The organism is Chitinophaga niastensis (assembly GCF_003014755.1).
Taxonomy (GTDB): Bacteria; Bacteroidota; Bacteroidia; order Chitinophagales; family Chitinophagaceae; genus Chitinophaga; species Chitinophaga niastensis.
In genome coordinates, this window is sequence record NZ_PYAW01000003.1 from 863,953 (window position 1) to 881,779 (window position 17,827).

Annotated in this window: 8 protein-coding genes; 2 read left to right on the forward strand and 6 right to left on the reverse strand. The window is 41.9% G+C overall.

Annotation, left to right across the window (positions count from 1 at the left end):
* The first annotated feature begins 24 nt into the window (after positions 1–24).
* Together CLV51_RS18160 and CLV51_RS18165 are read left to right on the forward strand one after the other, a co-directional pair.
* On the forward strand, positions 25–1,668 hold the full coding sequence (locus CLV51_RS18160; RefSeq protein ID WP_106529466.1) for a RagB/SusD family nutrient uptake outer membrane protein: 1,644 nt from the start codon (positions 25–27) through the stop codon (positions 1,666–1,668).
* A 249-nt stretch (positions 1,669–1,917) separates the two neighbouring features.
* Positions 1,918–2,886 (forward strand): endo-beta-N-acetylglucosaminidase H, encoded by a 969-nt coding sequence (locus CLV51_RS18165; RefSeq protein WP_211302037.1) that lies wholly within the window; start codon positions 1,918–1,920, stop codon positions 2,884–2,886.
* A 78-nt stretch (positions 2,887–2,964) separates the two neighbouring features.
* On the opposite strand, the gene zwf is transcribed toward CLV51_RS18165, so the two are convergent.
* The 6 genes from zwf to CLV51_RS18195 all read right to left on the reverse strand — a co-directional run bounded on the left by zwf (position 2,965) and on the right by CLV51_RS18195 (position 17,815).
* On the reverse strand, positions 2,965–4,473 hold the full coding sequence (gene zwf, locus CLV51_RS18170; RefSeq protein WP_106529467.1) for a glucose-6-phosphate dehydrogenase: 1,509 nt from the start codon (positions 4,471–4,473) through the stop codon (positions 2,965–2,967).
* 83 nt (positions 4,474–4,556) lie between these two features.
* Positions 4,557–6,605 (reverse strand): TonB-dependent receptor, encoded by a 2,049-nt coding sequence (locus tag CLV51_RS18175; RefSeq protein WP_158267055.1) that lies wholly within the window; start codon positions 6,603–6,605, stop codon positions 4,557–4,559.
* A gap of 231 nt (positions 6,606–6,836) precedes the next feature.
* Positions 6,837–7,328 (reverse strand): hypothetical protein, encoded by a 492-nt coding sequence (locus CLV51_RS18180; RefSeq protein WP_106529469.1) that lies wholly within the window; start codon positions 7,326–7,328, stop codon positions 6,837–6,839.
* Positions 7,329–7,331: 3 nt separating this feature from the next.
* Positions 7,332–15,806 (reverse strand): RHS repeat-associated core domain-containing protein, encoded by an 8,475-nt coding sequence (locus CLV51_RS18185; RefSeq protein WP_158267056.1) that lies wholly within the window; start codon positions 15,804–15,806, stop codon positions 7,332–7,334.
* A gap of 19 nt (positions 15,807–15,825) precedes the next feature.
* Positions 15,826–16,572 (reverse strand): LolA3 family protein, encoded by a 747-nt coding sequence (locus tag CLV51_RS18190; protein ID WP_146151314.1) that lies wholly within the window; start codon positions 16,570–16,572, stop codon positions 15,826–15,828.
* A gap of 4 nt (positions 16,573–16,576) precedes the next feature.
* On the reverse strand, positions 16,577–17,815 hold the full coding sequence (locus CLV51_RS18195) for a hypothetical protein (protein ID WP_146151315.1): 1,239 nt from the start codon (positions 17,813–17,815) through the stop codon (positions 16,577–16,579).
* Between the last annotated feature and the right edge of the window lie 12 nt (positions 17,816–17,827).

The window sequence follows — 17,827 nt, forward strand, 5'->3', positions numbered from 1 at the left end:
TCATTTACTGAAAAATTGAACAAGATGAAACTTCCTAATAAAATACTTCGTCATAAATACAGCATATGTGTAGCAATAGCAGCACTACTACTGGGTATGAGCGCATGTACCAAAAATTTCGAAAGCTATAATACAGATAATACCGGTGTACCAGATGGCAGTCTCACTGCTGATTTTAACGCCTTGGGGCTCTATCTTAAATCTGCCGAGATGGCGATTTATAATTTCTCCGGCGGAGGAGATCCTAACTCTTTCCAGGTACAGCAAAACCTGAATGCAGATTGTTTCTCCGGATACATGATGTCGCCCAATCCTTTTGGTGGTCAAACTAACCTGAATTATTTCCTGGTAACCGGCTGGAATGGTGAAGCATTTAAAGTTGGTTACCTCAGCGTTATGTCGCCTATCAGCAAGTTGCGCAACACCGGCGTGGAAAATACATTTCCTTCCATATGGGCAGTAGCACAGATTGTACAGGTAGCAGGCATGAGCCGTGTAACTGATATTTATGGTCCTGTTCCATACAGCAAGGCAGGTACAGCTAAAACAGGTATCGCTTACGATAGCCAGCAGGATATTTACAATCGTTTCTTCAGGGAACTGGATACTGCCACTACCAATCTGCGTACTTATATCAGCAGTGGCAAACCGCTCCCATTCAATTTCAGCACCTTCGATGTTGTGTATGCGGGTAACTTTACCCAGTGGCTGAAATTTGCCAATTCGTTAAGGCTCCGTCTGGCGATGCATATTATCAAAGCAGATCCAACAACGGCAAAGGCACAGGCAGAGATAGCACTCAATCCTGCTAATGGTGGCGTAATCACGGATAACACGGACAACATGACCGTAAAAGTATCCGGTGCAGGTTTCACCAATCCGCTTGTATTTCTCCAACAAAACTGGGCTGATTCAAGGGTCAATGCTTCTATTCAATGTTACCTGACGGGTTATAAAGATCCGCGTACCAGTAAATACCTGGATAAATCAACAGATACTTCCTTTCCTGCACAATACAAGGGTATACGTATCGGCAGCATCACAGGATCAAATGCTAAAAGTGATTATGTAAATTATTCATCTATTAATTTAAAAGATGGCCCTTCTCCTTTCTTCACACTCACTACACCAGTGCAGTTAATGACTGCTGCTGAAGTGTACTTCCTGCGGGCAGAAGCAGCGCTGCATGGATGGAGTAATGCAGGTGGTACTTCACAGCAACTGTATGAACAGGGTATTACCACTTCACTGGCACAATGGGGTGTTGCCTCTGCTACCTATATAAATGACGCCATCAGCGTACCAGATGCTTATACAGACCCTAAAGCTCCGGCTAACAATGCCCCCAGTCCTTCTTCCACTACCATCAAATGGAATGATGCTGCTCCCGACAACATAAAAATGGAACGCATCATTACACAAAAATGGATCGCTATGTTCCCTGAAGGACAGGAAGCCTGGACTGAGTTCCGTCGCACCGGTTATCCAAAATTATTTCCGGTAGTACATAACAATAGCGCAGGAACCATTTCTACTGATGTTCAGATCAGGCGACTGCCTTTCCAGCAAAATGAATATAACACCAATCTCACAGAGGTTACTAAAGCTGTTCAGATGCTTGGTGGCCCGGATAATGGTGGCACCCGCCTTTGGTGGGATAAACCATAATTAAGCATTTTTTATATCAACAATACGGCTGGCCTGAAATACTTTTCCACTTTTAGGTCAGCCGGTTAATAAATAAAAATCAGAGTGATCCCATTACAAGTGGATATACATAAGTTAGTGTGAGCCCAATTAAAGCATCGTTTGTCATTAAGATCATAAGATAGGATCAAGCCCAATCCCCGTAACCAAAATCTGAATCAAATTTTTGAGCATTTAATAATTCCATCATTAACATTCAAAAATTCCGGTATGAAAAAACAATTCCACACCTTGCGGCAAACAGCCGTAATGCTGACTGTTGCTGCATCCATCCTCTTCGCAGCTTCCTGTCAGAAAGAAAAAGACAATAATATTGGTGCATTAAAAGGAGCAGCAGCAGATGTGCTGAAACCCGCTGGTGCAAAAACAGTGACTAAAAGCGGTGGTATTTCTGTTTGTTATGTAGAAGTAAACAGCAACAGTCTGCTTAACACTGGCAAATACACCTTAACTAAAGGCGGCCAACAGCTGTTTGATATTGCGATCATCTTTGCCGCCAATATCAATTATAATACTACCACACACACGGCAGTATTATATAATAATCCCAACGTTTCAAATGTGTTAGCCAACAAGGCTACACAAATAGTGCCCTTACAAAATAAAGGCATGAAAGTATTACTTTCCATACTGGGCAATCACCAGGGAGCCGGCATCTGCAACTTTACCAGCCGGGCTGCTGCCAAAGCTTTTGCAAAACAGTTAAGCGATACGGCTACTTTCTACGGTCTTGATGGAATTGACTTTGATGATGAGTACGCCGATTATGGCAACAATGGTACTACACAGCCCAATGACAGTTCCTTCGTGATGCTGATAGATGAATTACGGAAAGTGATGCCTTCAAAAATTATTTCGTTTTATTATTACGGTCCTGCAGCTTCCAGGTTATCATGGGGTGGCAAGAAAGTAGGCGACTTTGCCAACTACAGCTGGAACGCTATTTATGGTACCTATTCCGTACCGAATGTTGCCGGCCTGGCCAAAAGTAACTTAGGCCCTGCTGCTGTGGATATTCAAAGTACCGGTCAAAGTACCGCCAATTCACTGGCCACACAAACAAAAAATAACGGCTACGGTGTTTACTTATGGTATAACCTTACCAGCACCGATAAGCACACTTATTTTTCAGGCGTTTCCAATATCCTTTATGGTAGCGGTGTAACCTATACTCCCTGATAAATAAAGCACTTAAAAACATAAAAAAGAAGCCGGCTTTAAATTAAGCCGGCTTCTTTTTTATGTTGATGTAAACCTTTACTTTCCTTTTATTTCTGCTCTCGACGACAACCGGAACCATTCTTTAGCATAGGGTTTTAATATAGCATTGGATGCAGTGGGTCCCCAGGTACCGGCTTTATATAAATGCAGTTCCTTCGCAGGATATTTTTTCCAGGCGTCTACTATTGGCATAACCACTTTCCAAGCCGCTTCTACCTGGTCGGCACGCATGAATAAAGTAGCATCACCGTGCAATACATCCAGTAGTAAGGCTTCATACGCTTCGGGTATTGTTTCCGTATAAGATTCCTGGTAAGTAAAATCCATTTCTACGGGCTTCAGTTTCATTTGCAGTCCGGGAATTTTGCTTTCAAACAGTAAACTGATTTCCAGCTCTGGCTGTATACTGATGATCAATCTGTTGGGTACAATATCATCTTTAAATATTTTATGGGGAGAATCTTTAAACTGCACAACGATGATCGATGATTGTATAGGCATGGATTTACCGGTCCGTAAAAAAAACGGTACTCCCTGCCACCTTTCATTATCAACAAAGAGTTTGGCAGCTACAAATGTTTCTGTATCAGAAGAAGAGAGTACATGATCTTCTTTGCGATAAGCCTGTCTTGGCGCATCATCAATATTACCGGCGGTGTATTGTCCGCGAATTACATTTTTAAATATCTGGGGAGTAGAATAAGTTCTTATACTTTTCAACACCCTGGTTTTAGCATCCCGGATAAGTTCAGACTCATACTCTTTAGGACATTCCATGGCGATGATGCATAACAACTGCATCAGGTGGTTCTGTATCATATCGCGCAAAGCGCCGCTGCTGTCATAGTAGCCACCACGCTTACCAACGCCCACCTGTTCGGCTACACTGATCTGTACATGATCAATAAACTTTTTATTCCATAATGGCTCAAATACATAGTTCGCAAAACGGAAAGCCATGATATTCTGCACCGCTTCTTTACCGAGATAATGATCAATACGATAAATCTGTTTTTCTGCAAACCGTTTACCTAAAAAGCGATTGAGTTTTTTAGCAGATGTAAGATCGGTGCCAAAAGGTTTTTCTACTACTATACGATCCAGTCCGTCGCGGTTACAGAGGTTTTGTTGATATAATGCCTCTGCTATAATTTCAATAAAACGGGGTGCAGTGGCGAAGTAAAAGATCCTTGTGCTGTTTTGTTTATTTTGTTTTTCAAAAGCATCTAACTTGCCTTTCAGGCAGAGATAGGTATCTGCTTTCAAAAAATCACCTTGTATATAGGAAAGTCGCGCTGCAAAATCATTCCATTTTTTCTCATCTGCAATGCCATTACGGCTAAATTCATTGATGCCGGCGAGCAGATCATCCTTAAAGGCTACTTCATCCACTTCCAGGTAATCTACACAATAGATAGTAAATACAGGAGGCAGGTGGTTGTCGGTAAATAAATTATAAAGAGCTGGAATGAGCTTACGTTTGGTCAGATCTCCCTTTGCCCCAAAGATGGTAATAGCCGCTGGGTACACTTTTCCATTTTTCATAATTGCTGAAGTTTATATCAATGTTATTGCATCTCGTTTGTTGAACAAACTAAGCAATTTATGTGACTTTTAATCAAATGCAATTAAAGCTTAACAACCACGCCCAGGTTAGCCACAGCTCCGCTTCCCTTTACATAGTATCTTCCATCATTGGTAGCACCTCTGACTTCAGCATGAACAGGATAATAATTTGTATTAAAGAGATTATTCACTGAAAACCGGAACAAAATATTTTTAATCTTATAAGAAGTATAGAGATCAAATATCCGATAGCCTGTAACAGGATATTTACCATAGTTATATTCCTGTGATGTAAAAACATCGCGGGAACCGATACTCACCATTTGCAACATAAGGCTCCAGTTATCTGTAAGCTTTACATTGGCGTTCGCATTGATTTTAAGCGGAGAAATAACGGAGTTATCCAGCTTGCCATCAAAACTACCCGTATTCTTTGTATCCTGACGGCCATCCATATAACCTAATACCCCACCGAGGTCCAGCCATCTTGTAACCTTAATTCCCAGCTCAGCTTCTATCCCGTATATTTTCTGTGGCACCTGGATTAATTCATAATTCCCTGCACCGCCTACTTCTGTATAGGTGGTTCCTTTCTTTGAAAAACTGTAATAGCCGGTAAGCTGATAGTTGATGATCCCCTTTCTGCCACTAAAACCCAATTCATAATTTTCTACCAGCACAGGTTCAGCATTGATAGCTGTTAATGGTACACCATTTCTGAGTACCAGCCCTACATCTCCGATGGAATATCCTTGTGAATAACTAATAAATGGTTGCAGGAAAGAAAGTTTGTTATACCTGGCACCCAGGTTAAACACTAGTGCATTATACTTATCAGCTGCTCCTTTGGTGGTTTGTCCGTTGCTCCTGGTCAGGTCACCTACCGCAAACCCAATATGCTCATATCTTAATCCACCTTTAACAATCCAATCATCTGCAATATTGAATTTGGACTGTAAATAAGGAGCAATGCTGGTCATATTCATGCTAGGCGTGATCAGTTTATCTGCCATATCCTTTTGCACTGTATGATCTTTTAAAAAGTCCATGCCATAGATCAGTGTAAGCCTGTTCCTTTTTCCCAATGCAAACGGTGTATTAAAGTTCAGGCGGGCTCCCCAATGATCCGAGTAAACCTGGTTGTAAGCTTCAAATACGGTGTTCATATCATCGTAATAAAAGCTGATATTGGCGGCTGTTTTACCCCAGTCACCCAGGTATTTTATATTAAAGGTTTTATTATAGGGAGTACCACCTCTGATAGCAGTATCGCCAGGCACACCTATGGCGGGTGATATACCGAATTTTCCGGTAGTACCAATATATTGGCTGTTCTGGACACTGCTATAATAATTTCCCATTACTTCCAGCCGGTTGCTGGCATTAAAATTATATCCGACTTTAGCCAATGCATTGTACGAATTCGTTTCGCCCAAACCATAAAAAGGGCTTACCACCTGCCCGTCTGCAGACCTTATCACGCCACTTCTGGCGATTTTTCCCTGTACCAGGTAATCAAATTTATCTTTTGAACCGGAAAACACCTGGGCAAGGTTATATCCATAAGTTTTGCCGGCATTCGCGAGGTTCATGGAGTTGTTCAGGTAAGTAGTGGAAGTAAACGGCTTATTTTGCGCAGGTTTTTTGGTAATGTAGTTGATGATACCGCCAGCGGCGCCATTTCCATACATAGCTGAAGCCCCGTTTATTACTTCAATATGATCAATAGCACTAACATCGATAGATCGAAGATCACGACCACCATTCCTCAACGGAGTTGATTGTGGAATGCCGTCAATCAATACCAGGAAGCTGCGGCCCCGTAGCTTCCCTATGAAGTTGTTCTGGCTTTCTTCACTGGGTGAAATGCCCGGAACTTTTTGCATCAGTATATTGGGTAAGTTATTATTGATCTGACTTTGTTTTTCCACTTCTGTTCTTGAAATAACGGTTACAGTGGAAGGAACTTCATGGATACTTTCTGCTACTCTGCTGGCAGTAACAATTATTTCATTTAGTTTATTGGTAGTATCTGTTAGCCTGGCTCCTGATTGTCCCTGTACAGATACATGATATACTATAAAAACCAGTAAACTTAAAATGCGCTTCATATAGGTCCCGTCTTGATTGATGAGGCGCAAAGCTAGTTGGAAAAGGTATAATGAGTAGATCGGATCGGGAAAATATTTTATGTATTTGCACCTTTCATTTGTACCCAACTCACGGTCCATACATACAGAAAAGCCGGTCGCTGACCGGCTTTTCTGTATGTATGGATACAAAGCTAAACATCAAAAGAACAAGTCCTAACTGTCAGATTAAATCGTAGCTATTTCAAATAATCAATCATTTCTATCTATTTTCTCCTGCTTCCGACAAAGTAAATCAAACCTTCGTTTTATCTGATCAAGGTCTTTCGAAGATAATTTCTCATATTTCCAAAAATCTTGTTCAATAGATTGTAAAACATCTGGCTCTAGATATTGCAGAAAGAAACACGATTTCGAATAAATAGACATCACTTTTGCAGTATTTTGTCGTAATATCATCCTCTCTTTTTGAGTTTTATGCTTAAACGAAACTGATCGTGCATCAAGATTTCCATAATAAAAGCCAGACAATTGACATATTCTCACCAACATATCATAATACTCAACATCTGAAATAGCCGTATCACTCAAGTTATCGATTACAGATAAAACATATGATGTATCTTTTCTTTCAAATGCCTCTTTTAAGCACTTTTTATAAGTCAGTCTTGAAACATACTTATTGGATCCAAATCTGCAAGATAATGCCAAACCCAATAGACATATGAAAATTATCAACCTCATAATTTAGTGCTTTTTATTAGGAGTTTTTTGGGGCGTCGCGGCTTTAGGCTTCTCTGTTTCTTTTTCATGTTTAGCCTTAACAACATCTGACATCCTGTCAAAACGACTGAAGTTCCATTTTTTAGGCTGAATCGTATGACCTATATATTCAATTTTCAAGAGCGAAATTTTATAGGTTTTCTCCCATGGTATCTCAGGAGGATCATTACCTTGGATAGTTGTATAAGAATCTAGATCCAATAGGCCTTTTCCTTTATGAACGTTAGTAACAGTTTGACTATGGCCCGCACCGTCATTATGGTCCCAAGATACCATATCTCCTGTTTTTAGATTACTCCAGGATATGTCCTTTGTAAGCTTATCATTGTTAAATAAATCTAACGATCCATAATCATCCTCTATGGCCTTTGAAAACCTTTCCCATTCACCTTCCTCAAAAGTAACGTTGACTCCTTTTTTGTTTACATAACCATAGTTATCATTTGAAATAGTCGGATCTGCCTCTGCCTTGTAATCTTCGAAGTAGATAGGTAATTTATATTTAGCACTAAATGCCACAAGCGCTCTGATTGATAAATTAGCGCAGTCAAACTCTTCGTCACCATCCATAAACTGCTGCATTACTTTAGGAGATCTAACTTGCCAAAGCTGCGCATATGTCATACCTTTTATGTAATCTTTACCTATTCTTTCAATGACCGCTTTATCAGTTACTTTGTCTGACCATTTATGCTGGCTCTTCCATTCTCCCCCATCAATATCAACCCCATTCAAAACTCTATTTTCTGCATAAGCATAAGTACTATTCCAAGGGTAAGATTTATATAAAGGGTCCACACTCAGGAACTTTCCTATCCTCGGATCATACACCCTCAACCCATAATCCTGCTGATTCCCATCTCCCTTGATTTCGTTATCATTCTCCTTTCCGTTAAATCCGTATCTATATCCCGCTGCACCAAATCCTCTTCCCACTAATTCCATCCCAAACGGCGCATAATCCTGCGCGCTTATTATAAAGGGTTCATAGTGATCAATGGTTGTATTATCTGAGGTTATCTGTCGTTTGCGATCAGAGATAGTTGCTAATACATTTCCCAGGTGATTACTCAATTCAAAGACCTTATTTCCCCTGCTAAAGATAGTATTATATCCATTTCCTAATCCGGGCATATTCAGTATATCCTGGTTTATAATATGCTGCACATTAGTTCGCTGATTCAATAAACCCAGGCGGTTGCTGCCATACATATCAGATTCAATCAGGGTAAGGTCGCCGTTGTTAACATTGCTGTCACCTGAAGTATACACACCCATAACATTGCCCGTAGCATCGCGTACATACCAGGTGTCCACATTGTTTACCCGTTTACTAATACGGTGACCGGCTACATCATACGTATAGGTGATGATTGTACCATCTGATTTCCTGATCCGTTGTATTTTTCCATACACCGTCCAATAGATACTGTCAATTTTGCCACCCTTATCGGATATAAGATTACCGATCGCATCATAAGAATAGTTACCCGGTAGCTGCTTATCGATATCATTGGAATAATTATTATCATCTACCTTATCATCTATATAATCGAGCTGATTGTTATTCAGTTTATAGCTGTATGTGAGCTCGTCCATGGCTTGTGGCTTACCGGCAAAGGTGTGGTTACCATTGCGGTGGTAAGACTGAATATTGCCATTGGCATCATAGGTCAGTGCTTCCTCAAAATCAGGCAGCTTAGCCGGAGACCAGGTATTAGTGGTAGCATTCAGACCATTGGCGGCTGTCATACTGCTAAGGCGGTTCAATGCATCATACCGGTAAGTATAAAGCAGAGGATCACCTACAGCAGGTAGATTTACACTCATAGCAGCGATATTGCCATTGAACAGTGGTTTGAAGATACTGGTATCGCCTGCTGCTCCTGCTGCAAACGCATTTACATTATTACCTATAGCCTTGTAATCACGATCCCCGAAATAATGCAATGCATATCCAAAAGCATCCCTGGCAACCAGGCTTCCTTTGCTGCCATCATTACCCATATCAAATGCAGGGGTTAATGAAGTGCTGTTAACACCCTTTAACCACCCTTGCAGGGTATAAGCGTAATCAATACCCTGTACCTGTTGCTGACCAAGAATGGCCTTTGCCAGCGGACCATGTTTATGATACTGGTAGTATGCATCATTTTCCCAGTAAAAATCATCTGTACTGGTTTCTACGTTAGTGATGCGGTTTTCAGCATCATAAGTATAACGATGATAAAATGCATCAGGCATGCCTGCCTGGTAAGCTACTTTATCTACCTTACCGGATACCAGGTCGTAACTATATTCCAGCTTCTTGAAACGGTTATTTTTATCCGCCATGGAGCCCTGTTTGTAATCCTGTAACAACGTATCTACGTTACCGTGAATATCATAACTAAAGTAGGTAGCGCTGGCATGATTCAGGTTATCCATTTCCGGTCCTGTATTATATACGGCACTCCACGATACCCTGTTACGCAGATTGCCGGCTGCCATTACCGGGTCTATGGGAGAATAAGCCTCATCATATACCGTATGGGTTATCTGCGATTTGGTAGCCGCAGCGGCATCCACCCATTGCTGTAGTTTATTATTATCCCGGCTGATAAGAGAAGACATAGCAGAATCCTGCTTTATTTGCCCTACTTCCGTAATTCTGCCCAGGTAGTCGTACAACGTATAGCTGTAAACGTTATTAGGCTGCTGATTGGCATTTTGTGATACCGACAGCCTTCCCAACCTGTCGTACCAGAACTTGCTGTAACCACCATCAGGTGTTTCCTGCGACACTACCTGGTTTAGTGTATTATAACGATACATTGTTGCCAGCGTATGTGCCGGCACTTTGGTAACACCTGCCCGCCTGGCAGCACTTACATTGTTCAGCCACGCATTGGACCTGTCTACCACTGCTCCTGCAGGAGGAACTGTTTTTACCAGGTTACCTGCCTGATCATAAAAATAAAGTGTGTAATGATATTCACTCAACCCGTGGGTCACCGTAAAACTTTCACTCCCGGCTGCCTGAAGACAACTATTGATATAAGACTGATTAAAATCATCATTCAGGGAATCTGAATAGGCTTTGAATATTTCTGTTGCAGTATTTACAAAAAAGAAGCTGCTGTCGGAACAATTACTCACCAAATTCACCGGTACTGTATCAAATACAGATTTGGTGCGGCCACACAATAACGGGCCTTTGTACAGGGAAATACAGTTACCTGTATTGCAATATTCCTTGTTAATATTAAGTGGTAAAGCAGCTATAGTAACGCTGTAATCAAAAACACCGTTATCAATGGTCATATTAATTGGTAGAGAAATAGGTTTTATCACTACTGTTGCCGTTCCAACAGACATCTGCAGGATGCTATCATTACAAGCGGCTTTACCATTAATATCAAAAGTAAAGAGCGCAGGGTTGTTTCCCAGGTTACCACTTGCTGTGATGGTAGTGTCAGAGCTGATCCAGAGCTTCATTATCCTGCTGCCGGGGGCTCTTTCCAATAATCTTCTTGACCAGGCAAAGGTGCCATCAGCATTCATCTTAGCAATATAGATTCCGTTATTGGCCTCATCCAGGTCAGGCGAAAGCAGTAAACTACCATCAGGGAGCTGGGTTGATGCAAGCCAGTAGGTATCTGTATTCATTGGTCTTGACAGCCGCAGGGCCCTTCTTATAGATCCATCTCCATTGATATCTACCACTGCACCCGTTCCATTAGTAGAACTAATATCTGTAGCGCCCACCAGTGTCATACGGTAGCCACCTCCCGGCAATTTGTAAAGCCCTGTTATATCTGTTTTAAACTGCTGATCATAATTTTTTATATCGAATAACACCCCTGTATGCTTATCCAGTTTTAATATATTGGGATTAAACTGCGGATAATCATAATTCGAGGCTGCCATTACCAGCGTATCACCGTTTTCAATAATGGTTTGAGACAGATCGGAGCTAGTGGTACCCATGCGTTTAAACCACTTCTGTTTGCCTGTGCTGTCCACCACACCTACGATCCAGTCGCAAACAGTACTATAAATATTGTAATCCCCGGTAAATGCAATATCTCCGTTACTTAACTCGATAGCCTCCCTGATATCATCCCCCGTAGGTGAATTGGCATAAACGCCTTTATTCCATTTCACATTCCCCTGCGAATCCAGCCTGACAATCGTGGCAAATCCGGGCACACTGGCTGCCAATGCATCAATCAGTTGCGGTGTGGAAGATCCTCCGGTTGCAATATAGCCACCATCAGCAGTTTCGTTCACCCTGTTGAAATAATCATCTCCGGTTCCTACATCAAAGGTTTTTGCCCAGATGACTTCCCCTTTAGGCGAGGATTTAATCAGCAACGCTTTATCCCATCTCTGTCCGACAGCGTTACAAGTGTAACCAGCCATAATAAAGCCACCATCCCTGGTATGCTTCATATCTGTCAACTTCGCTTTATTACCGGCAACAAAAGAAGCAGTGGTGGGTGTTTGTCCACATACAACGGAATCACCATATCCATAGCGTTGACAGCTGTCCCGGAAGTTGAGATAATCTACTACCGACAAACTATAACCCAACCGGTTATTCATATACGTTGTAAACAATTCATTCTTGTGTTGCTGCAAAGTATCCGTTTCAGGAAGCGCAGGAATGATGCCTGGATAAGCGGTTTTAAAGGTATTGTACAAGCTGTCTGTTACCCTGCAGTTAGTACATGGTGGAGCTGTATAACACTGGAAGGCAGGTGGTATATTTACTGCATGGTCCATATAGGTACAACCACCTGAAGCATTACAGGCATTTAATAAATTATCCAGGTCGGCCTGTGTTATTTGCAGCTTACGTGTTCTCGCCAGGTAAGCAGAGAAATTTTCCTGAAAAAGGTGTGCAATATCATACTCCTTTTTAAGGCTGGTAATTTTGCCGCATTCACAATCATTCGGTTTTGTAAAAGTGGGTCTTGATACAGTCAATGTTTGTCCGTAATAAGAGGCAGGTGTTGTAATCAGTAAGCCATTACAACCTGCTATATTGATATTATGAGCTGCGTTATAGTTATTGATAACATCTTCAAAAGAGCGGTTCACAGCGATACTGCTGTTGGGAACTGAGCTCGCGCCGTATGGATGATCAGTATCAGCCCCCTCATTGCACACTGCCAGCAATTGCTCTTTTATGTCCGCAAATGCGGTGGAATCGTACGCACAAGGTGCCAGCTGTTTCATCCAGGTAGACACATAAGCGTTACAGTTGGCACTAAACGTTTGCTTCAGTGCACTTTGTGCAGAATCACTACCCGTCTGCTTAATAAGCGCAGGATTATTCAAATAGCCAAGCCCGTTTTCAGACAGCGCGTTTGATGCGTTATTAAAGTTGGCCACCATACCTGCCAGTCCCAGATCAGCAGCACTTACTTTCGCCGCTCCGTTCGGACAAGCAGCATTATCTATCAGTCCCCATATATAATCCTTTTTCAATTTCAGATAGGATTCTCTGAAACTCCGCCATATCATGTTCAGATCTCCCGCACACATCGTAGCTTCATTGAACACATTGCCGGGAGCCGAAAAATTGTTAACACAAGTTGCATCTTCACCACAGATAACGGTAGCGCCACTAACAGACCAGATAGACATGCTATGGCTATAGTTACTCATGAGGTTTTCAATATCAGCTTTATAAGTGCCTCCATTTTCCTGTACCAAAGGATCCTGGTTGGCGCTGTTACTGCCAAAACTGGTGAATACGCCAGTGGAGCCATTGGTTGGATTCAGATAACCTTTGGATTTCGCTTCCGCATAAGTATCTACCCCACCAAACTTTGCATCCCATTGCTGGCTATCTTTATGCTTCTCATACTCCAGCAGCTTACAATATTCAGGATGTAATGGTAACAAGGCATTTGCCCAGGATTGCTGAAACTTGGCTGTAAACTGCGCCGGTAAAAGGTCCTGTGGTTTTACCAGGATATTGGTATTTTCATTAAACACCTGTGCAGGTTTGCCGTCATCATCAAGGTAGATGATGTTATTATTTTTATATCGTGGATTCACCGTACCATCTCCATTATTGAATATAGAATAGGCATAATGGTTATCATCCGGATTGGCATACTGACCGGAAGGCGGACTTACATCCATCAGCATTGCCTGCCTGATTAGATCAGACACAGGTACCGTTTGGCATATCAGGTTACAGGCATCCGTTGCTTTTGCATATGCAGTAGTAATTTCCGGGCTGTAGTTAGCCGAATCAGGAACATTCAGCCCCGCCTGTTGCATATAAGTGGTAGCAAAAGTATTGTAGGTACCTAACCGGGCAAGGCAGGACTGACAGCCGGGAACACATTCGTTATTGTTCACCAGGGTCCGTTGCTGCTGAATAAATTGTTGCAACGTAGTACATACATTGTTTTTCAGGAAGATATTATTACGATAATAGCTAAGCGCATCCTGGTTGATCTTCAGCGATTTACTGATCTCGTAATTTCCTTTCAGCAAATGAAGGGAAAACGAAACGGCTACTGGTGCAGGTGTAGTACAATCAGCAACAATATTACCTGCATTGTAATTACTGATAATGGTATCGAAAGGATGTCCACCCAGCAGCTGATTATAGGAATCATCCGTAATCTTTATCTCCAGGTCGAATTTTCCAATATAACAAACATCATTACCATTACAATCTTTCTTCTTTAACACCGGCGGTGCCAGGGAATAGTGGAAATCATAATTTCCATCTGCTTCCACAAACTGCGATTTATGGGTACTTAACACCAGATCATTGATACTGGTTTTATTAACTCCGGATAGTGTATCCGTTACCGTTACTACAATATTAGAAGAAAGACCTTTGAGTTCCGCACTGTCAGGTGTGCCTGCAAGCGCAGAGGCAATAGTGCGCCCATGCATATCGAGATAACTAACGCTATACTGCCCGTTAGCATCCCGGACCATGTTCTTAAAATAATGGGATTCATCGCCGGCTTCCGTACCAAAGATGGCATCAAGATCTTTCTGCGTTGCACTGGCATAGGAATATTTTGTTTCGTGATTGCCGCCCAGCTTATATACTGGTCCTACTCCGCTTTGGCGGCTAATCCTGCCGGTATTATCCTGTGTATATACTGTTTCTGTAAACGGATAACCTTGTGCATCCGGTATGGATCTGCTAATTCCTCCACCAGCATCAGGATTTCCAGCAGAATAATATTTTGAAGCACCGCTTATTGTATCCATTGGATTAGCTGCAGCCTGCAAAAAATGATTGGGACTATCAAGGCTATCATACTGACTTTTATCGTATTCAGCGCCATTGGCAACTGTATTAAAATTGCGGCTGTATTTAATAATAGTATTCAGCGTAGGTGCAGGCAATACCTGGATAACAGGTCTTCCCTGGTAATCATACATGGTTTCCCCCACTATGGTGGTTTGGGTGGTATTATCCTTTGTTACTGTTTGACGGTTGCGTAAACTGCCATCAAAATACTGAACTACCGCTTTTCGTTTGCCTTCTTCAGCATAACTGATACTGGATTGCCAGTTCAGTTTACGCTGGTGTCCCGTAAAATCAAAGGTGGCCATGCCACCAGTAAAATCACTGCTCCATGAAGTTTCTCTTCTTACATTTTTATCTTTTACCTGTACAGCCCTTACTCTTACAAACAGGGTACCACTGTTATCGTATAGTAACGGTATAGCATACACGTTTCCACTGACACTAACCCTGGATGCATTATTACGGAATACCTGGTTACGATTAACCGGACTGCCATATCGCTGATTGGCGAGGGCTGTAGAATCAATATATGCCCATTCCAGGTCATATTCATCCGCACCTGTTACAGCAGACCACTGAACCAATATTTCATCTGTAGAATCTGTATTGGGAGTATTTTTAAAGTTGATATTCCTGATGGCATCATTAACAATATCCAGTTTAAAAACAGGTTTAACATTCATTTCATTTTCCAGCATAAGCGCCCCCATTACAGCTGGTGTGCTACTGGTAACGCTCAATATTTTGAGGGTTACCCGATGTGCGTTGCTGAAAACAAAACTATTACGGCCGTTGTAAGTAGCAGCAGTATCGTAATTGATGGTCAGGGTCTTTTCAACAGAATCAAGGGCCAGATCCGGCCGGGTATAGATGATCCGTACACTGGCAGTGGCAGTAAATGCGCCACCAAGGTATACCGAGCTGTATTCATTCAGTTTAAAGGTGACGGCATTTCTTACCGGGTAAGCCGACTCCAGTTTATTCTGCAAACTGGCATCAAAATAAACACTGTCCTGTACTGTAACAGCGCCATTTGCTACCAGCTCTCCTTTACTGCCGTCCAGCATCTTTTTTATTGTGATACCATTCTGGGCAGTAGTGCTGGCAGCAACCAATAGCTGTCCCGCAACCATCAAAAAGAATAATATATTTCTAAGCATAGGATGCATAATATCTCTGTTAAATATTCGGGGTTCCAATAAAGACTTCGTAATCCTCATATGCAGGAGCAGGAATAAGCGTGTCTGCCTTACGGGTAAAAAATTGATTTTCATTAAATATAGCAGGATCTGTATGCCCTGTCTTATAATGATAAAAAGAAGCTTTCACCAATGCGTAAGCTTCATATCCTTCTCCTGCTACCTGCCCTGATTCGGACAACATGGAACTTTTGATAACAAACTGCAGCTGATTTATGTGCCAGTTTTTATTATCCAGCTTTATCTCCATATACTTATAGACATTGTCGGGAGGGAATGTGAAATGTATTTGTGTAATATCTCCTTTGCGGGTAATCTGACATGTTTTAATTCCTGCCTGTCTGATGGAAGCAGCGATCATTCCCAAGGGAGATGCATCAAGAGAATCAGAAAGCATTGGTTTGGATACATGTATTAGTTTATCTTCCTTAAAAACAGCAATATTATAATGCGAATTCTTCAGGAGAATAGTATTTCCAATAGCAGAACGATAGTTACCCTGCGATAACTGCATACTACCGTGCAGGGAGTCCAGCAGCACACCAGGCTGGTGTTCATTGGCATAAGTATAATTAAGGTCAAAGGATAGTTCACCGGCCCCATAAGACTTACTGACCTTATCCAGTATTTCTATCGCCTTATCCATGTTTTCAACAGACTGTCCTTTTAAGGGTATGCTGCAAACCAGTGAGAGAAAGCAACAGCAGATCCAATTCATGTAGCTCATGTTATCAGGGGTTTTCATCTTTGATTAATGCACTTCTCGTTTCACGAATAGTTTTGATACCACGTTCTGTTTCTTTCTTCACCCGCACAAGTGTGCCATCATCATCATACTCATAGAAAGTAGCGTAGTTATTCTCATCCAGTTCCGCCATGAGTCGCAGTGACACCGGGTCATAGGAAAAGGATTTCATATTTGCATTGTACGGGTGAATACGTATATCATCAAAATAAACAGCACTGTTACCGGAAGCAATTAGTGTAACTGTGAAAGTGGTAGCTCCTGCAGGGATATCAACTACCTGTTCAATGCGCTGCCAGCCTTCTATGATATTACCGGCGGGCCTTGCAACAATGTTGCTGGTCCCTGTTTTAACTGTAATATTACTATTAGTATAACTGCTGCATTGGCAATCCAGCGCTTCTTTTACCCATGCACTGAGCAGCATGCGCTTTCCCACCAGTGGAGAAAAAGATGGTAATATTACTTTGCTGTCTGCCCGGATACTTTGCAGTGCTACCATGTTCACACTGCACCCGATATAACCCGTATTCACAGTAAAATCAAAGTTCTCCGGATCATCTGCCACCACTGTAGTACCTACAGCCGCACTCTGACCTGCTTCTATACGCAAACAATATTTCCCGGTATGAGAAACGGTAGTGTCGAAATTTAATTTATAAGGAGAATAATCAAAATTCCTGTTACCGGAACAAGTAGTATCACAATTGTTATTTCCGAAACCATAGTCTTCAAATCCTTCAAAAACTGATTCCCGGTAACGGCTGTTTTGAATAACAGCTACAGGCATAGCGTTATCGTAGCCATATAAACCGGCATTGTAGCGCCCCAGGGGGTCTTTATTCTCCATTTCAAAACCCTTTACATTAAAAAGAGTTGACTGCGCATTCCATACCCATGTATTGGTATCATATGCCGGCTTCCAGCTGCTGTCTATAGCTTGCTGATTCCAGAAAGGAACAAAAGAAGAAAAAGTACCATTTCTGCGGATATCTGTTTGCGATGAAGCATCCTGCTCTGCCCTTCCTCCATAATAAACATAAGTGCGGTAAGGACGCCAGTTACCGGCGATACCCAGGCTATATGGATTCACAGCTGTATCTAGGATAGCACTGAAACAGGTACCTGATGTATCCGGTCGCATAGCAGGAGTAGCTGCTCCAGCCTCCTGCCCTTGTAAGAGCAGGAGATTTATGAACAGAAGAAGAGATAAAAACTTATACATGTTGTACATGGA

Bases quoted from the DNA above. Each gene is read 5' to 3' on its own strand.
- CLV51_RS18160 (WP_106529466.1), top strand. From the start codon at position 25: ATGAAACTTCCTAATAAAATACTTCGTCATAAATACAGCATATGTGTA.
- CLV51_RS18165 (WP_211302037.1), top strand. From the start codon at position 1,918: ATGAAAAAACAATTCCACACCTTGCGGCAAACAGCCGTAATGCTGACT.
- zwf (WP_106529467.1), bottom strand. From the start codon at position 4,473: ATGAAAAATGGAAAAGTGTACCCAGCGGCTATTACCATCTTTGGGGCA.
- CLV51_RS18175 (WP_158267055.1), bottom strand. From the start codon at position 6,605: ATGAAGCGCATTTTAAGTTTACTGGTTTTTATAGTATATCATGTATCT.
- CLV51_RS18180 (WP_106529469.1), bottom strand. From the start codon at position 7,328: ATGAGGTTGATAATTTTCATATGTCTATTGGGTTTGGCATTATCTTGC.
- CLV51_RS18185 (WP_158267056.1), bottom strand. From the start codon at position 15,806: ATGCTTAGAAATATATTATTCTTTTTGATGGTTGCGGGACAGCTATTG.
- CLV51_RS18190 (WP_146151314.1), bottom strand. From the start codon at position 16,572: ATGAGCTACATGAATTGGATCTGCTGTTGCTTTCTCTCACTGGTTTGC.
- CLV51_RS18195 (WP_146151315.1), bottom strand. From the start codon at position 17,815: ATGTATAAGTTTTTATCTCTTCTTCTGTTCATAAATCTCCTGCTCTTA.